Here is a 19,316-nt window from a genome sequence, read left to right as displayed (position 1 = left end):
GATAACTCAAGCGTTACCCGTCCATTTCCATAAGCGCATTGAGTAAAGAGAATCTGCAGCCTGACGGGCTGTTTTAATAAATTTCACTAACGCAAATTCTTGCTGATAATTCGAGACTTCTATTGAGGAGCTTATTCACCTTACCTGTCAAACGGAGAAGTATTCTAACGCTATTTATCCCCATCCCAGTCAACTTATTCCGATGTGTCAAAGGAGAGAGAAGATGAAACTGAACTCGCGCCTCAAAAAAGGCTTCACTCTTATCGAATTACTTGTCGTCATCGCTATCATCGCTATTTTAATTGCACTGTTGCTTCCTGCAGTGCAACAGGCCAGAGAAGCCGCCCGACGCTCCACCTGCAAGAACAACCTCAAGCAGCTGGGACTGGCGTTCCACAATTACCACGACACACATAACTGCTTTCCGTTTTCCTGGTTTGTTGACCCTACCAACCCTGCGAACCCGAAAGCAGGCGTTTATGGCGTCATGCTTCTGCCTAACATCGACCAGGCTCCTCTTTACAATCTCTGGAATTCATCCTACCCGGCCTTCGATCAACTCGCCGCCATTCCTGCTGTCGCGCAAAACCTGACCGTAATTGCAACCCCAGTGCCAGTCTTTATGTGCCCCTCGACACCGGAAGATACGAAACATAATTATGATCTCGCCAGCCTGAGTTTCCCATTGACTTACACAGCAGCCCGCACCGATTATTGTCCGGCATCGGGTGTGCGAGGTGACTATTCATCGATTTCTTATACTGGCCATCCCGCCGCCAGTAGCCGCTCCGGCCTGTTAAACAATGTCGGAGTCGATCCCTCAGATCCGACTGCGCCGGGAAATACAATTACCAGAATGCGTGATATTATCGATGGCTCCTCCAACACAATTTTACTGGGCGAAAGAGTAGGGGGGACCAATATCTATAGCGGAACGACCAGAAACGCAGCATTGACAACAGCCTATGGCCCAACCAACGGTGGAGGCTGGGGAGACCTGTTAAACGGCGACCACTGGTACAAGGGTTCGCTTCGTGATGGAACGGATGGCGCAGACGGTGGCCCCTGTGCTATCAACTGCACGAACGGGCGCAGTTTCGGTTTCCTAAGTTTCCATGTAGGTGGTGCTCACTTCCTGCTGGGGGATGGCGCAGTACGCTTTATCAGCGCCAACATTGGCGGCTACACCTTTGCCAGCCTGACAACCAGGGCAGGCGGCGAAACGCTCGGTGAATTCTAAATAACGGTACGACCTCCGTACCTCAGAGAAACTACCACCTGGAGCAGGCACAAACGCTCCAGGTGGAGTTTGAATTCAACACATCCTCTATTTTCCTGAGATCACCCCATGAAACTGCTGAATATTCTATGCGCCACCCTGTTCCCCCTGATGTTCTCTGCCTGTGGAAGTGTAGAAGAACCACATACCAAAGAGACTTTCCCCGTCACGGGAAAAATAACCGTTGACGGGCAAGAACCCGGCTCCCCCATTAAGATTACGTGCCACAAACTAGATGAAATTGATACCGAGCATCCAACGATTTCCGGAAGCCAGACAGCCAACGATGGTACTTTCGAAATCTCTACTTACACCTCAGGTGATGGGATGCCGGAAGGGGAGTACGCGCTGACGTTTCTCTGGGGAAAAATGAATATGATGTCGCGCAGCTATGGTGGGCCGGACAAGCTGAAAAAACGCTACACTAATCCTGAAAAATCAGAGATCAAATTCACGGTCGAGCCGGGAAAACCGGTGGACCTCGGAGTCATTGAACTCACCACAAAATAAAAGCACACGCTTTTAATCTGACAGTAGATTTGACACTGAAACAATGGCATCCTTCTCGGCTCTCAGTTGATTTCAATTCTTCCAATTTACCGCTTACTGCATACCGGAAACCTACCATGTTGACACGTATTGTTACTTCTCTCATTCTGGCCATCAGTTGCACTCCTCTGACAGCCGCTGAAAAAACAAATATTCCAGCAAGGCCCACGACAGCCAGCCAGATTCCTGATGCCTTTTTTAAATACATCGAACGCGAGGAACCGGCATATCAGTGGGAAATCCATGATTCATTCTCACACGATGGCGTGACCGCGTATCCGGTGGAACTGACTTCACAAACCTGGCAGGGGATGACCTGGAAACACTGGCTCTACATTTTCGAACCGGACAACGTGCAGATTAACAGTAAAGTGCTGTTATTTGTCACAGGCGGCAGCAACGGCGGGCAGCCAGACCAAAAGCGGTTAAAGCCTGCTTTCCTGCTGGCCAAAACAACCGGGGCCCGGGTTGCACTACTCACACAGGTCCCCAACCAGCCGCTGTTTGATGGCAAAAAAGAAGATGACCTGATTACCGAAACCTGGCTGCGCTATCTGAAAACGGGTGACGAAAACTGGCCGCTGCTGTTCCCGATGGCAAAAAGTGCGGTCAAAGCGATGGACGCCATCCAGGAAATCGCTCTGGAAAAACGAAATCTGGTGATTGACGGTTTCGTCATTACGGGCGCTTCGAAACGTGGCTGGACCAGTTGGCTCACACCCGTCGTTGACAAACGGATTATCGCAACCGCGCCGATTGTGATTGATACCCTCAATTTTCGCGATCAGATGAAACATCAGATCAATACCTGGGGAAAATACAGCGACCAGATTATTGACTACACCAGCAAAGGACTGATTGTGGAAGGCGAAGAATCAGAACGGGAAAAACACCTGCGTCTGATGATGGACCCCTACACCTATCGTCAACAGCTTACACTGCCCAAGCTCCTGATCAATGGCACGAATGACCAATACTGGGTCGTAGACGCCATGCGATTTTACTGGTCAGACCTGGTGGGACCCAAATACATCCTGCAGGTCCCCAATGCTGGTCACGACCTGGGAGAGGGTGTGGAATACGCACTGCAGACACTCGCCGCCTTCTTCATACATGCTGCGACCGGAAAAGAACTCCCCAAACTGGACTGGGACAATACCAAAGATTTTGAGGTCAAACTGACCAGTTCCAGCAAGCCCCTTCAGGTACGACTGTGGACTGCACAATCTGACGACAAAGACTTTCGAGATTCAAAATGGACCTCCACCGAAGTCCCTCTCAATGGCTCTGGATATTTAGCTAAAATAAACAAACCAGAAAAAGGGCACATCGCTTACTACCTGGAAGCCATCTATACCATCAATAATATCCCGTATTCACTTTGCACGATCACTACGTCAAAATGACTCAGGTATCAGATACTCGGTAAAACACGATCGTTTCTTCACAATTTAGAAAGAAGTTTTGATTTTCATCTATAAGTTTCAAATTTGAATGTTAAGATGACGCTTAACAGAACAAATCCGCCAAAATAACCGGAAGGATGGACCGACCTTACTGGTGGTAAAGGAACTAAGAAATGAAAAACGAAACGCTCGCTCAGGAAACTAACCGTATCCCCGCAAAGACAGCCGCAAGATCTGCCGTGATGCAGTTCAATGCGCCACATTCCCTCGAATGTGAAATTCAGCATGCATTGACGGAAGATACGGACGTCTGCGTGAACTCTCTGGTCGTCCACCGCACAAAAAATGGTGTCTGCCTGAAAGGCGTCCTGGAATTTGATGGGGAGTGCCCGGATATTACCAAACGCATCCAGGCTCTGACCGGTATCGAAGAGGTCATCAATCACCTGCTTATCAAACGCCGGATGCCTCTGCCCAAAAAGGGTTAGAGATTTTCACGTACGTTTGACCCCAGATGAGAGCATTCAAGCCGCAGTCTGCTACTGCGCTTACGCCTCCGTACAGATCAGGTTTCTACCTGCTTTCGATGAGATTCTGATAAAAAATAAAAAATTCGTCTGTGCGCCGATTTCGACTTCTGATAACTTTCGAGAATCAACCTCGCGATTCGAGGCGTCCAAATCTCTGAATCACATCCGCAATCATGATCACCTGTTTCGACGCCTGATCCAAACCTTAATGATTCACATGAACTCCGGACTGCTGCAGTATTTTTCAGGATGAAAATAGCAACAGATCCCGGCACTTATTGAAGAACTTATCAGTAGCAGGAAGGCGACTATGAGTCTCAATCAACCCCCCAATCAGGACTTGATGGTTCAAATTCGCTGGCTGATCCGCAGAGACATGCCAGAAGTACTTCGAATTGAAGAAGACAGCTTTGAATACACCTGGTCTGAAGAATATTTTCTCAGTTGTCTGAGACAGCGAAACTGCATCGGAATGGTTGCCGAGCATAACCACCAGATCGTCGGGTTCATGATTTATGAACTCCACAAATCGATGATTCAGGTACTCAACTTTGCCGTCGCTCCCGAATTTCGTCAGCAGGGGATTGGTCGCCAGATGGTACAACGGGTGGTTGATAAACTGTCCCAGCAGCGCCGCCGCGAGATCGCCCTCGAAGTGCGGGAAACCAATCTGACTGCCCAGCTGTTCTTCCGCAAAATGGATTTCCGTGCGGTTTCCGTACTGCGAAACTACTTCGAAGATGCTGGCGAAGATGCCTACGTTCTGCAATATCGGCTCGAACGCTCCGAACAGGATTTTGCTCCCGGACTTTCTCCTAAAAATCGGATCAGTAATTACCTGGACGCTTCTGACGCTGCCTGAAACTGACAGCACATGACCACACACCTGCCAGACGAATCTGCTTCCGCGATCCCTTCGTCCGTCATCCAGGTGCGGGGGGTGCGGGTCCATAATCTGAAAAATATCGACCTTGATATCCCTTTGAATCAGCTGATCGCGGTCTGTGGCGTCAGTGGCTCAGGCAAAACCAGCCTGGCATTTGATACCCTCTACGCCGAAGGACAGAGACGCTACCTGGAAACCCTCTCTCCCTCTGCGCGACAGTATTTAAACCAGCTTCCGAAACCGGACGCAGACCAGATCACGCGAATTCCACCGGCCATTGCCCTCAGGCAGAACACCAGCCAGCGTCACTTTTCCTCCAGGGGCCTGGAATCAACCGCTGGTATCGAATCGGGAATCCAGCATTACCTGCGACTCCTGTTTTCCGCTTCTGGTCAGATTTTCTGTCCGAACTGCGAGATTCCGATCGCTCCTCAAACACCAGAAACCGTCTTGGCATTTATCAAATCGTTACCGACCGAAATCCGCTACCAGATCTGTTATCCGATCACTTTGGGCGAGCAATCTCTTTCTGAAATCATCCAGGAGCTGAAACAGCAGGGTCTGAACCGCATAATTTTAAACCACGAGGAATATCAGCTCTCAGACGACGCGGCAGCAGTCCTCGCTCAAGCCGACGCCCGCGACGAGGAAATCCTGGTAGTGCTCGACCGGCTGACAACCCGGTCCATCGATGAACAGCGGATCCTCGAAAGCCTGGAATTCGCCTTCAGCGAGTCTTCCGGTCAGGCAATCCTCCTCGTGATGGAGCCTCTTGAAAACCAGGCAACAGGGATTCCCTTTTCCATCGGGCAGCAGCAGATCTTGCGTTTTGATTTCTCCGCTGATCTGTCATGCCCGCAATGCCCTCTCGAATTTGCCCAGCCGGAACCACAGCTCTTTAATTTTTACAGCCCCGGCGGCGCCTGTTCCCATTGCGGAGGAGCGGGGACAGTTCCCACAACAACCGGCACAAATACGATAGAAATCTGTTCCCACTGCCATGGCAGCCGCCTGAACCCTTCCGCCCTGGCAGTTCGCGTCAATGGACACAATATCGATCAACTGGGTCAACTCCCTGTCCAGCAGATACCTGACTGGCTGGAACAGTTTTCGAAAGGGCTGTCAGAATCAGAAGCGCAGCCCCTGACTCCCGTCATACGTGAAATCAGGGATCGTCTCTCCCTGATGATTGAACTGGGATTAGGCTACCTCACACTGAATCGCACGCGTTCCACTCTTTCCAGTGGTGAAATCCAGAGAACATCGCTCACCTCCCTGTTATCATCCAACCTGGTCAACACCCTGTATGTACTGGATGAGCCTTCTTCAGGTCTGCATCCGGCTGACTGCCATCGTGTCATTTCAGTTCTGCAGAAATTAAGACAGTTGAACAACACACTACTTATTGTCGAACATGATGCTGCTTTTATCCGCGCTGCAGAACATATTATCGAACTGGGCCCGGAAGCCGGAAAAGCAGGGGGAGAAGTCATCTTCGCAGGTCCGCTCGAAGCGTTGAAAACCAGCGAGATCTCTCCCACGGGCAGATTCTTAAACTCCACAGAAACGGCACCACTGAAAACAGAACCTGGCCAGCCAGCCTCAGACTGGATCACGCTGACCAACGCAACTCGAAATAATCTGCAGAGCATCACCGTTCGCTTTCCCCTGCGGCAATTGTGCGTGGTAACCGGGATCAGCGGCAGCGGGAAAAGCAGCCTGCTCGAGCAGACCCTGTTTCCCCTCCTCGCAGCGCAGCTTTCCGCGACTCGATCGAGCCAGATCGATGCTGGCAGCGTATCCCTGTCAGGCGCTGATCAGATCGATGAAGTCATACTGCTGGATCACTCCCTGACAGGTCAGAATCCGCGCAGTATACCGGCAACGTACCTGAATCTGTTTGACGAAATTCGCTCTATTTTTGCCCAAACACCCGATGCCTGGCTTCGCAATCTTTCGCCGGGACATTTCAGTTTCAACAGCAAGTCGGGGGGCCGCTGTCCGGTGTGCAAAGGGACCGGGAAGATTGAAATTGACCTGCAGTTTCTCGCGGATTTGACAATGGACTGCCAGGAATGTCATGGCAAACGGTATCAGCGGGAGTTGCTGGATATCAAATACCGAAAACTGAATATCGCAGAGGTCCTGGAATTGACCGTGGACGAAGCGTTTCCGTTTTTTCGGGGTCAGTCGGCCTTACAGAAAAAACTGAAACAGCTCAAAGACGTCGGCCTGGGATACCTGCCTCTGGGTCAGCCTCTCCCGACCCTCTCAGGCGGGGAATGCCAGCGTTTGAAACTGGCCGCCTATCTCAATACCAGCAGCCGCAACAAAACGCTGTTCCTGATGAACGAACCGACGCGCGGCCTGCACCCACTGGATATCCAATACGTACTGAACTGCTTTAACTATCTGCTGGCAGCAGGCCATTCGATCATTTTGATCGAGCATAACGTGGATCTGATTCGCGCTGCAGATCATATTATTGACCTGGGACCGGAGGCAGGAGCTGAGGGGGGTTGCATCGTAGTCACCGGCACGCCTGCAGAAGTCGCCGCCCATCCCACGTCTTATACAGGGATGGCACTTAATGCGAAGTTTTCATAATACCGACCAGGCGTGATTACCGTCTTTTACGCTGGCGTTTCCCTTTTTTACCGGAACGCGAAGAACCCTTCTGAGTTTGACTTCCCGTTTTTCCCCGTTGATTTTTCAGATCATCAATCCGATCGCGCAGTAACGCGGCCCGTTCGAACTCCAACTTCTCTGCTGCTTCCAGCATTTCCTGCTCCAGTTCTCCCAGGAATTCCTGCGTAATGTATTCCGACTCGTCCTTGAACCCCACGGATTCCCGCACAAACTGGCGCGCCTCAATCTCTTCTTCAATTCCCCGCTTAATTGCTTTTTTGATCGACTCGGGAGTAATTCCATGTTCCCGGTTATATTCTTCCTGGATCACACGGCGCCGCTCGGTTTCATCCATGGCATTCTGCATACTGGGAGTCACACGATCTGCATACAGAATCACTTCCGCATTGACGTGCCGGGCCGAGCGACCGATCGTCTGAATCAGGCTGGTCTCGCTCCGCAGGAAACCTTCTTTGTCGGCGTCCAGAATCGCTACCAGTGAGACTTCCGGAATATCGAGTCCTTCACGTAATAAGTTGATCCCCACGACCACATCATATTTCTGCTCACGCAAGCCGCGCAGAATTTCCACGCGTTCAAACGCATCGAGTTCCGAATGCAGCCACGCACAACGAATTCCCTCTTCCTGAAAATAGGATGACAGGTCTTCTGCCAGCCGCTTGGTTAATGTCGTCACCAGCACGCGCTCATTAACGGCAACCCGCTTGAGGATTTCTTCTTTTAGATGAGGCACCTGCCCCCGCGCGGGCTCGATACGAATCACAGGATCGATCAATCCGGTAGGACGAATGACCTGTTCGACCACTTCTCCTTCGACACGTTCCAGTTCCCAGTCACCCGGCGTTGCCGATACAAAGACTGTCTGTTTTCGCCGGGCATTCCACTCATCAAAAGTCAATGGACGATTATCCAGTGCCATCGGCAGGCGAAATCCATGATCGACCAGATTCGTTTTCCGGGAACGGTCACCAGCAAACATTGCCTTTACCTGAGAACAGGTCACATGGGACTCATCCACAAATAACAGATAGTCTTCCGGAAAGAAGTCCAGGAGCGTATCGGGAGGCGAACCCGGTTTTCTGCCCGCCAATGCCCGACTGTAATTTTCGATCCCCGGGCAAAACCCGACCTCTTCCAGCAACTCCATGTCATAGCGGGTCCGCGCACTCAATCGCTGTGACTCCAGAAGTTTGCCTTCGCTCTGCAGCACCTGAATGCGTTCATCCAGCTCCGTCTGAATCTCCTGAATCGCCGACTCAATTCGTTCCTGCGGCAGAACAAAGTGTTTGGCGGGATAAATATAGGCTTCTTTGACAGTCCGCAGCACTTCGCCTGTAAGGGGATCGATGATTGCCAGGTTTTCAATTTCATCCCCCCAGAATTCAATCCGGAAGGCAAACTCTTCATAAGCAGGCCAGCATTCGACGACATCACCACGCACACGGAATCGGGCCCGTGCCAATTCCACATTGTTGCGGTCATATTGAATGTCAATCAGTTTACGCAGCATTTCATCCCGGTCGATTTCTTCCCCCACCCGCAGAGGAATCATCATTTCCAGATAATCCTTGGGAGAGCCCAGCCCGTAGATGCAGCTTACACTCGCCACCACAATCACGTCACGACGGCTGACCAGGGCGCTGGTCGCCAGCAGGCGCAGTCGATCAATTTCATCGTTGATGGATGCATCTTTTTCAATGTAAATATCGCGCTGGGGAATGTACGCTTCCGGCTGGTAATAATCGTAATAACTGACGAAGTAGCTGACCGCGTTATCGGGAAAAAACTCTTTGAACTCGGAGTACAGCTGCGCTGCCAGGGTTTTATTATGCGAGAGCACCAAGGCAGGGCGCCCCAGTTCGGCAATCACGTTAGCCATGGTAAAGGTTTTTCCTGAACCGGTAACCCCCAGCAGGACCTGATCCGATTTGCCTGCTCGGATGCCCTTCACCAGGCCTTCGATGGCTGCCGGCTGATCTCCCGAAGGCTGAAATTCACTCTTTAACTGAAACACAGACATGTTCGCTCGCACTCTCCAGACTTGACCCTTACCGAAAAACTGGCGGGACACTCAGATCGGAATTAGACTTTCAGCCTTTTATTGTAGAGAATCGAAGTGCCAATAAGAAAGGGTCTGGCTGTACTGCAGCGAAAGAAGCCGCCCGATAATAAAACGACACCTGGAAAACGGATTATGCTTCCGATTCCGGTTCGTCTTCTGGAGGTGCTTCCGGCTGTACGGGAGCTTCAGAATCAGATTCTGCAATGACCGTTTCTTGAACGACCGTTTCTTCTTCGGGAGCATGCTGATCCGGGGAAGCTTCGGCTGCTTCGGACGTATCTTCCAGAGGAGGCATCACCCAGATTTCACCATGTTCCACAGGCTGATCTGCCCGGAAGTGATGATGACGCAACAGCTCCAGAATGGCCAGGAATATTCCAATAATCCGGCTCCGCAGCTTTTCTCCTTCAAAAAAGCTGCTGAATGTAACCCGCTGCTCGACACGAACACGCGCACCGATTCGTTCCACGTAAGTAGAAATCGGCGTATCGTCGTAGGTAATACTGGAATGCTCTTCCACTTCTTTGCGTTTGACGACACGAGCCAGCGCACTGACCAGGTCCCACAGTTCGACTTCTTTGATCAGATCTTCAGAAGGATCTTTGCCTGATTTGGGACGCTCATCGGAGAGTCGGGGATAATGTTCCTGCCATTCTGCGGCATGTTCTTCCAGCGCGTTGGCGGCGTCTTTGAATTTTTTATATTCCAGAAGTTGCTGAATCAGATCGCTGCGCGGATCGTCGATGACCTCCGCAACCTCTTCTTCTTCCGCCCGCGGCAGTACCATTCGACTTTTGATTTCAGCCAGAGTGCTGGCCATCAGAATAAAATCGCCCACCAGATCCAGATCAATCAGTTCCAGCACATCCAGGAATTCATTGAACGTTGCCGTAATAGAAGCGACTGGCAGGTCGAGAATGTCGAGTTCATTCCGCCGAATCAGGTATAACAGCAGATCCAATGGACCACTGTATATACTGAGGTCGACCTTATATTGGGCAGTCGTCATATGATTTTTCGGGCTCAATCAGGGAAAACGGACGCCGAGTATTAGCGCTATCCCGTTTTCTCAATGCGGGTTACAGATTTTTCTCGAAGCGGGATCGAATCAGATTCGTCGTCAGTTCCCGCCATTTTCGAGTGGGATACTATCGTTATCGTCAGAATAACCGGTACAAGTTCAAATTTTCCGAGAGCCTGACCATTAAAGAAAAAAATCGGCAAGTCGTAATGACTTGCCGATTTCGAGTTCATCGTATCACGATGATACAAAGCTGCAGCGACTTCGGTCTGCCCTCAACAGACAGAAATGCCGCCGTAAACCCATCTTTGGGTTAAGCAGCTTTGCGGACAGGCATTTGCAGAATTTGTGGTTCGGGCTCTTCGCAAGCTGTCAGGAAATTCTCGAAGACCTGCATATCCAGAGCAGACGCGGAGTGATTCTGGGGATGCCATTGCACGCCAACACAGAACCAGTCTTCATCGGGTACTTCAATGGCTTCAATCACGCCATCCGGAGCAGTCGCCGAAACAACAAACATTTTCGACACATATTTCACAGCCATATGATGCTGGCTGTTCACACGAATTTCACCAGGACCGTACATTTTATCAACGCGGGTACCAGGTTCGATATTGATAATATGACGCAGGTTGGCTTCCACACCATCACGGTGGTACATGGCACCGGCAACGTCTTCGATAACGTGCTGATGCAGTGTGCCGCCACTGATGACGTTCATCAGTTGCATACCCGATCCAATCGCCAGCAGAGGCATTTTCATTTCCATTGCCATCGTACAGACACGACGGTCAAAGTCTTCGCGGCGTAAAGGCATGGCGCGAGAAGCAGGGTGTTTTTCAAATCCCAGACGGATGGGATCCAGGTCTAAGGCACAACCGGAAAGAATCAGGCCATCCAGCTGCTCCAGAAACTGTTTCAGATCGTCATCATCAGCCAGGGGAGGCATCATAACGGGAATACCACCAGCGTCTGTGACCGAGTCATAGTAGCCGGTAAAGAACCAGCTCAAAGCCTGTGACTCTTTTTGCTCGGGGCGAAAATCTCCGGTAATTCCAATCAAGGGTTTCTTAGACATCGAATCCATCCTTCACTTCAGTGCACTTCCTGTGCGGTCAAAAAAACTTACGGGGAGGTAACGGGAATTCCCCAAATTGAGCAGATGGAAGGAAGCGTTTGCGTAGAGACTCGCATTCGAAGTGCGTTCGAGCGGATGAAAATCCCCCCTGATCGAACGATTTGAAATAGAATCCATTCTCTTCTTAGCGGTCCGTTCCTTCGGTCCGTCTGCTACTGATTATTTTCAGTAAATTCAAATGATTCATTCCAGACTTTGCGAATCACTTGAGTGTGCGGATCTTAGTTCCGCCCCCGCACGCTGTCTAGTGAATCGATTATTTTGAGCGAATATCCTGACCTCAGCAGATTCACATACCATATCTTGTGTTATCCCTGCTTTTAAAAATGAAATTCAGTGCTTCCGCTCTCATTTTTATTCAAAAAAAACAAAAATACCACATTTCGCAGCCTTCATTTCACAGCCTTCATTCGCCAGATGACAGGCCTGAGGACACATTGATTCTCAATTCACTCACTACGTTTCGGACCTCGAATCACCGCTTGAATCACGCAGGTTCAATGGCTTCCGTCTGCGTTTTTGAGGACGCTTTCGCTACAGGTAACAGCATCGCCCCGATCGCCGCCAGCAGCAGGCAGGGAATGATTGCATGAAATGCCAGTTGAGGCGTTCCCAACGCTACAAAATGGCTGGTGATCTTCGCCTGGATCATACCGCCGCCCCCCCACGCCATCCCCATTGTGATTGCGGATGCCACACCTCCCCCTTTCGGAAAAAGCTGATGGGAATAAGAGACCATCGCGGGGCTGGTTCCCCATAAAATCAGGCCACTGGGAACCAATAACAGTGTCATCAGCCAGAGGGGACATCCTTCCCAGCCCAGTACCAGCATGAGGGGAATGCCCAGCAGCGGACAGACAACCATAAACAACTTTTCATGACCGGATTTGAATCGAAATGCCATCAGCAACATCCCGGCGCTGGCCGAAAAAAGAAAGACGGACTGGACCAGGCCGATCTGAAATGCGGAAACATTCTGGTCTTTCAGAATGAAAGATATCAGCTTATCCATCGCCATATTGGGAACCAGTCTGAGCGAGCAGACCATAAATAGAAACAACGCCAGCGGCACCCGTCCTTCCAGCATCTGCGACAATGACTGCGCCTTTTTCTTTCGATCGCGTTCAAACAGAGCCGCCGGTGGTTTACCAATCCTGTGCAGGAGAAGAATCAGACCGGCATACAACGGCGCCAGAATCCAGACGCTCGACAGTCCCCAGGTAGAAACGATCGCCCCACAGATGATCGGCCCGATCGCCAGCCCCATGGCACCGCCGAACATGAACAGCGACAGACTCCGCGTACGTCGTTCCGGAATCAGGGAACCTGCGACCACAGCCGCTTCCGGATGGAAAGAACCGATACCAATTCCCCCCAACAGCAAAGCCACACACAGCAAAAAGACACTGTTTGCCGGCCCGACCAGCGGCATCATCACAGCTCCCAGCAACGGCCCCAGCCATAAAATGGATTTGATCGGGTATCGATCGCGAATGTATCCAAATACGGGTTGAGCCAGTGAGGATGCCAGCGCATGAATGGTCAGTACAATGAACAGCGAATTCTCCGTCAGGGAATGAACCCGTTCCAGTTCCCCCCACAAAGGGCCAACTACAATTGCTGAAGCATCAACGATGATATGAGTCAGGGTGAGACAAATCAGACTACGATAGGCGTGGGACATGTTCAGGAAAGCTTTAAGGCAGGAATTCAATTCAGAAGTCAGCAGGTATTCTATCGGAGTGCATTGCAGAATGCGAATCGCCGGGGCAGGGCGGCCCCTCCGATTTGAGACTGCGTCCAGTTTTACGATAGCCTCTCCAGGGCCATTTTGTCCGAGTATAATAGATTAAGAGACGCTATCGTTAAATGTAATGCGCTCAGGTGCATTTTCCTGATTCTGCCTGAAACAGCTTGTATTGTGATAATTGCGAAAACCCGCTATACCATCAGAATCAGAGAGTATTCAAAACAAATCTTTACCGAGAGTATGATCGTTGCAATCCGAAATTGAGTGGACTTTTGAATCAACCAGCGAGCTCGAGACACAACGCCTGGGGAAAAAGCTGGCAGAAACTCTGACCCCGGGAACCGTCATCGCTTTGAATGGTAATCTGGGTGCTGGTAAAACGCGTCTGGTTCAGGCAATCGCCACTGCGCTCGGCGTCGATCCGGCTGAAGTGACCAGCCCGACCTTTGTCCTGATTCAGGAATACCAGGGGCGACTTCCCTTGTACCACTTCGACACCTATCGTCTGCGTGACACCGATGAATTTCTGGAACTGGGAGCAGATGACCTGCTTTACTCGGACGGAGTCTGCCTGATCGAGTGGGCCGACAAAGTCAAGGAAGTCCTGCCCGGTGATCTGTTGCAGATCAATATTGAACACACTTCACAAACAGCGCGCACATTTCGGTTTCAAGGGCAGGGGGCACGGTCTGAACAGATCATCGCCCGACTGAAATCGGAATCAATCTGAATCTTTCAAGCCGCGAACTCTCCCCAATCCAATCTGAATCAGGAAAAGAGCAAAATGACCGTTGAATCAGAACAAAAACTGCTTGTCACGGGAGGAACAGGTCTGGTTGGCAGTCATGTCATTCAACGGGCGCGAGAGGCAGGGATCCCAACGATAGCGCTGGTTCGCTCAGTTGATCAGGCTAAGTTCCTGAAAGATTTCAACGCCGAGCTGGTTGAGGGCGATTTAACCGATAAAAAATCATTAGGGGATGCCCTGACTGGCGTAACGATTGTCGTTCATACCGCAGCCAAAGTAGGTGACTGGGGGAGTGTCGACGAATACCGAAACACCAACGTCAAGGGTTTCGAGAATCTGTTGACGGCACTGGAAGAACAATGCCTGATCAAGCATTTGATTCACATCAGTTCGCTGGGAGTCTATGAAGCCCGCGATCATTATGGCACTGACGAAACAGAGCCTCCGCACGCTTCCGGCATTGATGGCTACACTTTAAGCAAAATTGAATCAGAACAACTGCTGTTGAAGCATTCAATTCCTTACACCATTTTACGCCCCGGCTTTATTTACGGTCCCCGGGATCGGACTGTTCTGCCCCGCATTCTGGAACGATTGAAATCCGGTCGATTCGCCTACCTGGGCAGCCCGGAAAAACTGATGAATAATACTTACGTGGAACATCTGGTTGACGCCATTTTTCTGGCGCTGTTCAACGAAGAAGCATTGAGTCAGACCTACAATATCACGGATGTCTCCCTGGTCAGTAAGCGTGAATTCATTTCTACGATCGCAGAACTGGCCGAGTACCAGCCTCCGAAAAAAGTGGTCCCACTCCCCGTCGCCCGGAACCTGGCCCGGATCATGGAAGGTCTCTGGAGATTTCTGGGAAAAAAACAGGCTCCCATCCTGTCACAGGCGCGCATCAAGTTCCTGGGGCTGAACCTGGATTTCAGTTCGCAGAAAGCACAGCAGGAACTGGATTATCAACCACAAAAAACATTTCAGCAGTCGATGGGGGCGACAATCGAATGGTTCCGAAACCACCACCAGTTACCGTAAATCCGATCCGCTTATGAAATCTGCGTAAAATCCCTGCGAATGCAGCAGAGCAGGGGAACTCGGCGATTGACCTGCCCCATGCCTGAAAGTTAGAATAGTATTATGGAAAGTCCCCAAACGCAGCCATCTGATCAGACAGATCAACCACAGCAGCCTGCTCAAAAAGCCTGGTCATGGCGGCGGTACATTATCACTTCCACGATTCAGATTACCGTTTTAGTGCTCCTGTACGTACTTTCTATCGGCCCCTTATTCTGGCAATGGTACTCTTCATTTAATTCAATGAGTTCGCCATTCTTCGCAGCGTTCTACACCCCTCTTTTATTAGCCTGCGACCTGTTTCCCCCGCTCTCCGACGGCGTGAACTGGTATATCAACCTCTGGATCGGCTGAAGCGTTTCCCCGGGGCAGAGCTTGCCTGAGAGGAACAGTGTTGCAATGAACGGTTTTGATCAGCTCAGCATTACTGCGAACACGTGAAATTCAAGATCACGTTCATCAATCAACGTTCATATTAAAAACCAAAAGTGCAGAGCCTCCAGGTTGATTGACAAACCAGAGATTCGACATACACTCAGGGAATGGAAGCTGTAGCAGAATTCTCTCCAGCTTCCTTTCGTTACCAATCTCTCACAGCTCAAGCTGTGTTTTGCCTGGATGGCATTCATAAAAACGGGAGCACGGAATAATATGAGCGACCCCAGACCTTTTGCTCACCTGCATTGTCACACCCACTTCAGCATGCTGGATGGTGCCAGCCGCATCCCCGAGATGGTGAGTAAAGTCAAACAGGCGGGGATGAATTCGCTCGCGATCACCGACCACGGCAACCTGTACGGCGCGATGGATTTCTATCAGCAATGCCGCAGCCAGGACGTGAATCCCATCCTCGGGCTGGAAGCTTACATCGCCCCCCGGAGCCGCTTCGAAAAAGGGGCTTCCCGAATGAAAGAGGCCAGCTTCCACCTGACGTTGCTGGCGCAAAACCGCCAGGGGTTCGAAAACCTGATCAAACTCTCATCAATGTCCTACCTGGAAGGCTTCTACTACAAACCGCGAATCGACAAGGAAATCCTGGAGGCCCACAGCGAAGGGCTGATTCTGTTAACAGGTTGTGCCGCCGGGGAATTGTCGCATCACATTCTGGGAGAAGACTGGGAAGAAGCGGAAAAATTATGCGCCTGGTATGAAAAGGTTTTCGGAGACAGAGTCTATATGGAAATCCAGAATGCCGGCCTGGAGATTCAGCGGCAATGCCTGGAAGGAACTGTCGATCTGGCCAGAAAAATGGGCCTGCCCCTGGTTGCGACTAACGATGCGCACTATGTCGATCAGAAAGATGCCGAAGCACAGGATGTATTGCTCTGCGTGAGTACGCGGGCGGTTGTCAGTGATGAAAAACGCATGAAAATGACCGGCGACCAGTTTTTCGTGCGGACACAGGAAGAGATGTACAATGCCTTCCCCGGCCATGAGGATGCGGTCGCCCGGACACAGGAACTGGCAGAACGGGTCGACATCCAGATGTCGGATAAAAAATACTACCCGGTCTTCCAGCCACCGGATAATTTGACCGACACGCAATACCTGCGAAAACTCTGTGAAGATCGCCTGCCCATTAAATACGGAGATGAACTGACACAGGCACACTGGGACCGACTCCATCTGGAACTGGGTGTGATCGAACAGATGGGCTATTCCAGCTACTTCCTCATCGTGTGGGACTTCGTGCAGTTTGCCGAAAACGAAGGCATTCCCTGTACAGCACGTGGATCGGCGTGTGGCGCGATCGTTGCATTTCTATTGGGGATGTCCCAGGTCTGTCCGCTCAAGTACGACCTGCTGTTTGAACGGTTCCTGGACCCCAGTCGTACGGAACCACCTGATATCGATATCGACTTCTGCCGTGACCGACGCCAGCTGGTGATCGATTACACCAAACAGAAGTATGGTGAGAAAAGCGTGGCACAGATCGGTACTTTTGGTACTTTGAAAGCCAAGGCGGCCATCCGGGACGTAGGGCGTGCGCTGGGAGTTCCGCTGGCACGTGTCAATGAAATCGCCAAGATGATACCTGAATCGCTGGGAATCAAACTGCAGGATGCGCTGAAAGAAAGCCCCGATCTCCAGTCTGCCTACGATCAGGATTCCGAAATCAGACGCTTGCTCGATCTGGCAATGCAGCTGGAAGGTTTATGCCGCAGTGCTGGTACCCACGCGGCGGGTGTCGTTGTGGCGGACCTGCCTCTCTCCGAAGTCGTTCCTCTGCAATCGATAACCGGCAAGACTGACATCATCACCCAATGGGATGGCCCTACCGTCGAATCGGTGGGACTGCTCAAGATGGACTTCCTGGGTCTGCGCAACCTGACGATCCTGGACAAGGCCGTTCAAAACGTCAAAAAACACTGCAACATCGATATCAATCCGCATAAACTGCCCCTGGATGACCGGGAAACCTTCGAGCTGCTGCAACGGGGAGAAACCAAAGGGATCTTCCAGTTGGAAAGTGGCGGGATGCGCGATCTGCTGACCAAGATGAAGCCAGACAAGTTCGAAGATATCATCGCAACCTCCGCTCTGTACCGTCCGGGCCCTCTGGAAGGGGGGATGGTGATGCAGTATGTCGATGTTAAAAATAACCGGATTCCGATTCCCAAAGTTCATCCCATTGTAGACGAAATTCTGGATGAGACCTACGGCGTGATGGTCTACCAGGAACAGGTCATGCGGATTCTGAACCGCGTGGGAGGCATCGAGCTTTCTGCTGCGTACCGCTGTATTAAAGCGATCAGCAAGAAAAAACTGAAAATCATTGCGGATTTCCGCGATCAATACCTGGAAGGCGCCGAAAAAAGTGGCGTCGATGTCAAACTGGCTACCGACCTTTTTGAAATGATCGAAAAGTTCGCAGGTTACGGGTTCAATAAATCGCACTCTACCGCCTACGGGGGAGTCGCCTATGCGACGGCGTACCTGAAAGCCCATTACCCCAAAGAATTCATGGCGGCCTTACTCTCCTGCGGAATGGAAAGTCATGAACGAATCAACGAACACGTTGATGACTGTCGCCGGATGAAAATCGAAGTACTCCCACCGGACATCAATCGCTCCGAGGTGGAATTCAGCGTCGATGGCGAAAAAATCCGCTTCGGCATGGGGGCCATCAAAGGAGTCGGGGAACAGGTTCTCGAAGCGGTCGTCAAGGAGCGTGAGGAAAATGGACCGTTTACCAGCCTGTATAACCTGTGTGAACGTGTTGACCCCAAAACCCTCAACAAGAGTACGCTCGAAATCCTCATCAAAGCAGGAGCCCTGAACAGCCTGGGCGGCAACCAGGCGCAGCTGATGCTGACAGTAGAACGTGCCGTGCAATCGGCATTGAACATCCATCGCGACCGGGCACGAGGACAAAAAAGCCTGTTCGGCGATGAACCGACTGACGAAGAATCTGATTCAGCAGAAGAAACCTCATTGCCGGAAGCAGAAGACTGGCCGCGTGCCCAGAAACTGGGCGCTGAAAAAGAAGTGTTCGGCTTCTATCTCACATCCCATCCACTGGCGGAAATGGGAACGGCCCTCTCCAAATATGCTCAGAATCAGACTAATGAGCTGGCGGAAATGGATGACCGGGTCGAAGTCATCCTCGCAGGCATGGTGTCTTCTATCAAAATGGCAGCTACGAAAAAGCCAAGCAAGAATGGAAACACACGCTATGTGAACTTTGACCTTGAAGATCCCCATGGACTGGTTCGCTGTATCATGTGGCCCGAACAGTTCGCTTCGATGGGTGAGAAAGTCAAACTGGAAGCGATGGTCATTATCAAAGGGAAAATCGACAAACGGGGCAGGGAACCGAACGTCATTGTCGACCAGCTACTGACTTTGAATGATGCCCGGAAACAGTTCACTGACCGCCTGGCAATCAATTTTAAACGCGGAGTTCACTCCCGGCAGGATATGGTCAATGTCCATGACGTGCTGACACAATTCCCCGGGCAGACAGAAGTCATTCTGGTTGTCGATTCGGTGGATCAGGAGAAACCCAACACGCAGTTACGATATGTACTCAACCCTCCGGGAAGCCTGCGCGTTTCCTGCAGCAATGAATTCGAGACTCAGCTAACTGCCGTGATTGGTCAGAGCCATATACACTTCCATACCCCTGTGAAGAAAAAAAGTACCAATGGAAGTCCGGTCCGGTAGCACTTTTGCAGCGATCACAGTCATTAATGAGATCGGTTCTGGCAGATTAAG

General features: G+C 51.1%; 14 protein-coding genes. 10 read left to right on the top strand and 4 right to left on the bottom strand.

Features of this window, described 5'->3' with window-relative positions; all coding sequences use genetic code 11:
* The first annotated feature begins 223 nt into the window (after window positions 1-223).
* The 6 genes from AACZ40_RS00845 to AACZ40_RS00820 all read left to right on the top strand — a co-directional run bounded on the left by AACZ40_RS00845 (window position 224) and on the right by AACZ40_RS00820 (window position 7,257).
* Window positions 224-1,240: a DUF1559 domain-containing protein gene (locus AACZ40_RS00845; protein WP_291179153.1), complete on the top strand. Its 1,017-nt coding sequence runs from the start codon at window positions 224-226 to the stop codon at window positions 1,238-1,240.
* Window positions 1,241-1,348: 108 nt separating this feature from the next.
* The gene (locus AACZ40_RS00840; protein WP_291179150.1) at window positions 1,349-1,789 is read left to right on the top strand and encodes a hypothetical protein; all 441 of its coding nucleotides are present in this window, start codon (window positions 1,349-1,351) and stop codon (window positions 1,787-1,789) included.
* A gap of 116 nt (window positions 1,790-1,905) precedes the next feature.
* Window positions 1,906-3,234, top strand: a complete 1,329-nt coding sequence (locus AACZ40_RS00835; RefSeq protein WP_291179147.1) for a PhoPQ-activated protein PqaA family protein — start codon at window positions 1,906-1,908, stop codon at window positions 3,232-3,234.
* Between the two features lie 173 nt (window positions 3,235-3,407).
* Window positions 3,408-3,722, top strand: coding sequence for a hypothetical protein (locus AACZ40_RS00830; protein ID WP_291179144.1), 315 nt, complete (start codon window positions 3,408-3,410; stop codon window positions 3,720-3,722).
* 352 nt (window positions 3,723-4,074) lie between these two features.
* Complete coding sequence (rimI, locus tag AACZ40_RS00825; protein ID WP_291179141.1) at window positions 4,075-4,626, top strand: ribosomal protein S18-alanine N-acetyltransferase; 552 nt, start codon at window positions 4,075-4,077, stop codon at window positions 4,624-4,626.
* 12 nt (window positions 4,627-4,638) lie between these two features.
* Window positions 4,639-7,257 (top strand): excinuclease ABC subunit UvrA, encoded by a 2,619-nt coding sequence (locus tag AACZ40_RS00820; RefSeq protein WP_291179138.1) that lies wholly within the window; start codon window positions 4,639-4,641, stop codon window positions 7,255-7,257.
* Between the two features lie 16 nt (window positions 7,258-7,273).
* Here the strand turns inward: AACZ40_RS00820 and uvrB are convergent, their stop codons facing one another.
* From uvrB to AACZ40_RS00800, 4 genes are all read right to left on the bottom strand, one after another.
* Complete coding sequence (uvrB, locus tag AACZ40_RS00815) at window positions 7,274-9,319, bottom strand: excinuclease ABC subunit UvrB (protein ID WP_291179136.1); 2,046 nt, start codon at window positions 9,317-9,319, stop codon at window positions 7,274-7,276.
* A 172-nt stretch (window positions 9,320-9,491) separates the two neighbouring features.
* Window positions 9,492-10,370 (bottom strand): segregation/condensation protein A, encoded by an 879-nt coding sequence (locus AACZ40_RS00810; RefSeq protein WP_291179133.1) that lies wholly within the window; start codon window positions 10,368-10,370, stop codon window positions 9,492-9,494.
* Between the two features lie 325 nt (window positions 10,371-10,695).
* A complete protein-coding gene (locus AACZ40_RS00805) occupies window positions 10,696-11,460 on the bottom strand; it encodes a gamma-glutamyl-gamma-aminobutyrate hydrolase family protein (RefSeq protein ID WP_291179130.1) in 765 nt (254 codons plus the stop codon).
* Window positions 11,461-12,007: 547 nt separating this feature from the next.
* A complete protein-coding gene (locus tag AACZ40_RS00800) occupies window positions 12,008-13,204 on the bottom strand; it encodes an MFS transporter (protein WP_291179127.1) in 1,197 nt (398 codons plus the stop codon).
* A 313-nt stretch (window positions 13,205-13,517) separates the two neighbouring features.
* Here AACZ40_RS00800 and tsaE point away from each other — a divergent pair, with 313 nt between their 5' ends.
* The 4 genes from tsaE (at window position 13,518) to dnaE (ending at window position 19,265) form a co-directional block, all read left to right on the top strand.
* On the top strand, window positions 13,518-14,000 hold the full coding sequence (gene tsaE, locus AACZ40_RS00795; protein WP_291179124.1) for a tRNA (adenosine(37)-N6)-threonylcarbamoyltransferase complex ATPase subunit type 1 TsaE: 483 nt from the start codon (window positions 13,518-13,520) through the stop codon (window positions 13,998-14,000).
* A gap of 54 nt (window positions 14,001-14,054) precedes the next feature.
* Complete coding sequence (locus tag AACZ40_RS00790) at window positions 14,055-15,059, top strand: NAD-dependent epimerase/dehydratase family protein (RefSeq protein WP_291179121.1); 1,005 nt, start codon at window positions 14,055-14,057, stop codon at window positions 15,057-15,059.
* Between the two features lie 102 nt (window positions 15,060-15,161).
* Window positions 15,162-15,452: a hypothetical protein gene (locus tag AACZ40_RS00785; RefSeq protein ID WP_291179118.1), complete on the top strand. Its 291-nt coding sequence runs from the start codon at window positions 15,162-15,164 to the stop codon at window positions 15,450-15,452.
* 297 nt (window positions 15,453-15,749) lie between these two features.
* Window positions 15,750-19,265 (top strand): DNA polymerase III subunit alpha, encoded by a 3,516-nt coding sequence (gene dnaE, locus AACZ40_RS00780; RefSeq protein WP_291179115.1) that lies wholly within the window; start codon window positions 15,750-15,752, stop codon window positions 19,263-19,265.
* Window positions 19,266-19,316 lie beyond the last annotated feature (51 nt).

This window comes from uncultured Gimesia sp., from assembly GCF_963972345.1.
Classification (GTDB): domain Bacteria; phylum Planctomycetota; class Planctomycetia; order Planctomycetales; family Planctomycetaceae; genus Gimesia.
This window is presented reverse-complemented; position numbering and strand designations above follow the sequence as displayed.

Coding starts and splice junctions, on each gene's coding strand:
- AACZ40_RS00845 (WP_291179153.1), top strand. CDS start 224: ATGAAACTGAACTCGCGCCTCAAAAAAGGCTTCACTCTTATCGAATTA.
- AACZ40_RS00840 (WP_291179150.1), top strand. CDS start 1,349: ATGAAACTGCTGAATATTCTATGCGCCACCCTGTTCCCCCTGATGTTC.
- AACZ40_RS00835 (WP_291179147.1), top strand. CDS start 1,906: ATGTTGACACGTATTGTTACTTCTCTCATTCTGGCCATCAGTTGCACT.
- AACZ40_RS00830 (WP_291179144.1), top strand. CDS start 3,408: ATGAAAAACGAAACGCTCGCTCAGGAAACTAACCGTATCCCCGCAAAG.
- rimI (WP_291179141.1), top strand. CDS start 4,075: ATGAGTCTCAATCAACCCCCCAATCAGGACTTGATGGTTCAAATTCGC.
- AACZ40_RS00820 (WP_291179138.1), top strand. CDS start 4,639: ATGACCACACACCTGCCAGACGAATCTGCTTCCGCGATCCCTTCGTCC.
- uvrB (WP_291179136.1), bottom strand. CDS start 9,319: ATGTCTGTGTTTCAGTTAAAGAGTGAATTTCAGCCTTCGGGAGATCAG.
- AACZ40_RS00810 (WP_291179133.1), bottom strand. CDS start 10,370: ATGACGACTGCCCAATATAAGGTCGACCTCAGTATATACAGTGGTCCA.
- AACZ40_RS00805 (WP_291179130.1), bottom strand. CDS start 11,460: ATGTCTAAGAAACCCTTGATTGGAATTACCGGAGATTTTCGCCCCGAG.
- AACZ40_RS00800 (WP_291179127.1), bottom strand. CDS start 13,204: ATGTCCCACGCCTATCGTAGTCTGATTTGTCTCACCCTGACTCATATC.
- AACZ40_RS00790 (WP_291179121.1), top strand. CDS start 14,055: ATGACCGTTGAATCAGAACAAAAACTGCTTGTCACGGGAGGAACAGGT.
- AACZ40_RS00785 (WP_291179118.1), top strand. CDS start 15,162: ATGGAAAGTCCCCAAACGCAGCCATCTGATCAGACAGATCAACCACAG.
- dnaE (WP_291179115.1), top strand. CDS start 15,750: ATGAGCGACCCCAGACCTTTTGCTCACCTGCATTGTCACACCCACTTC.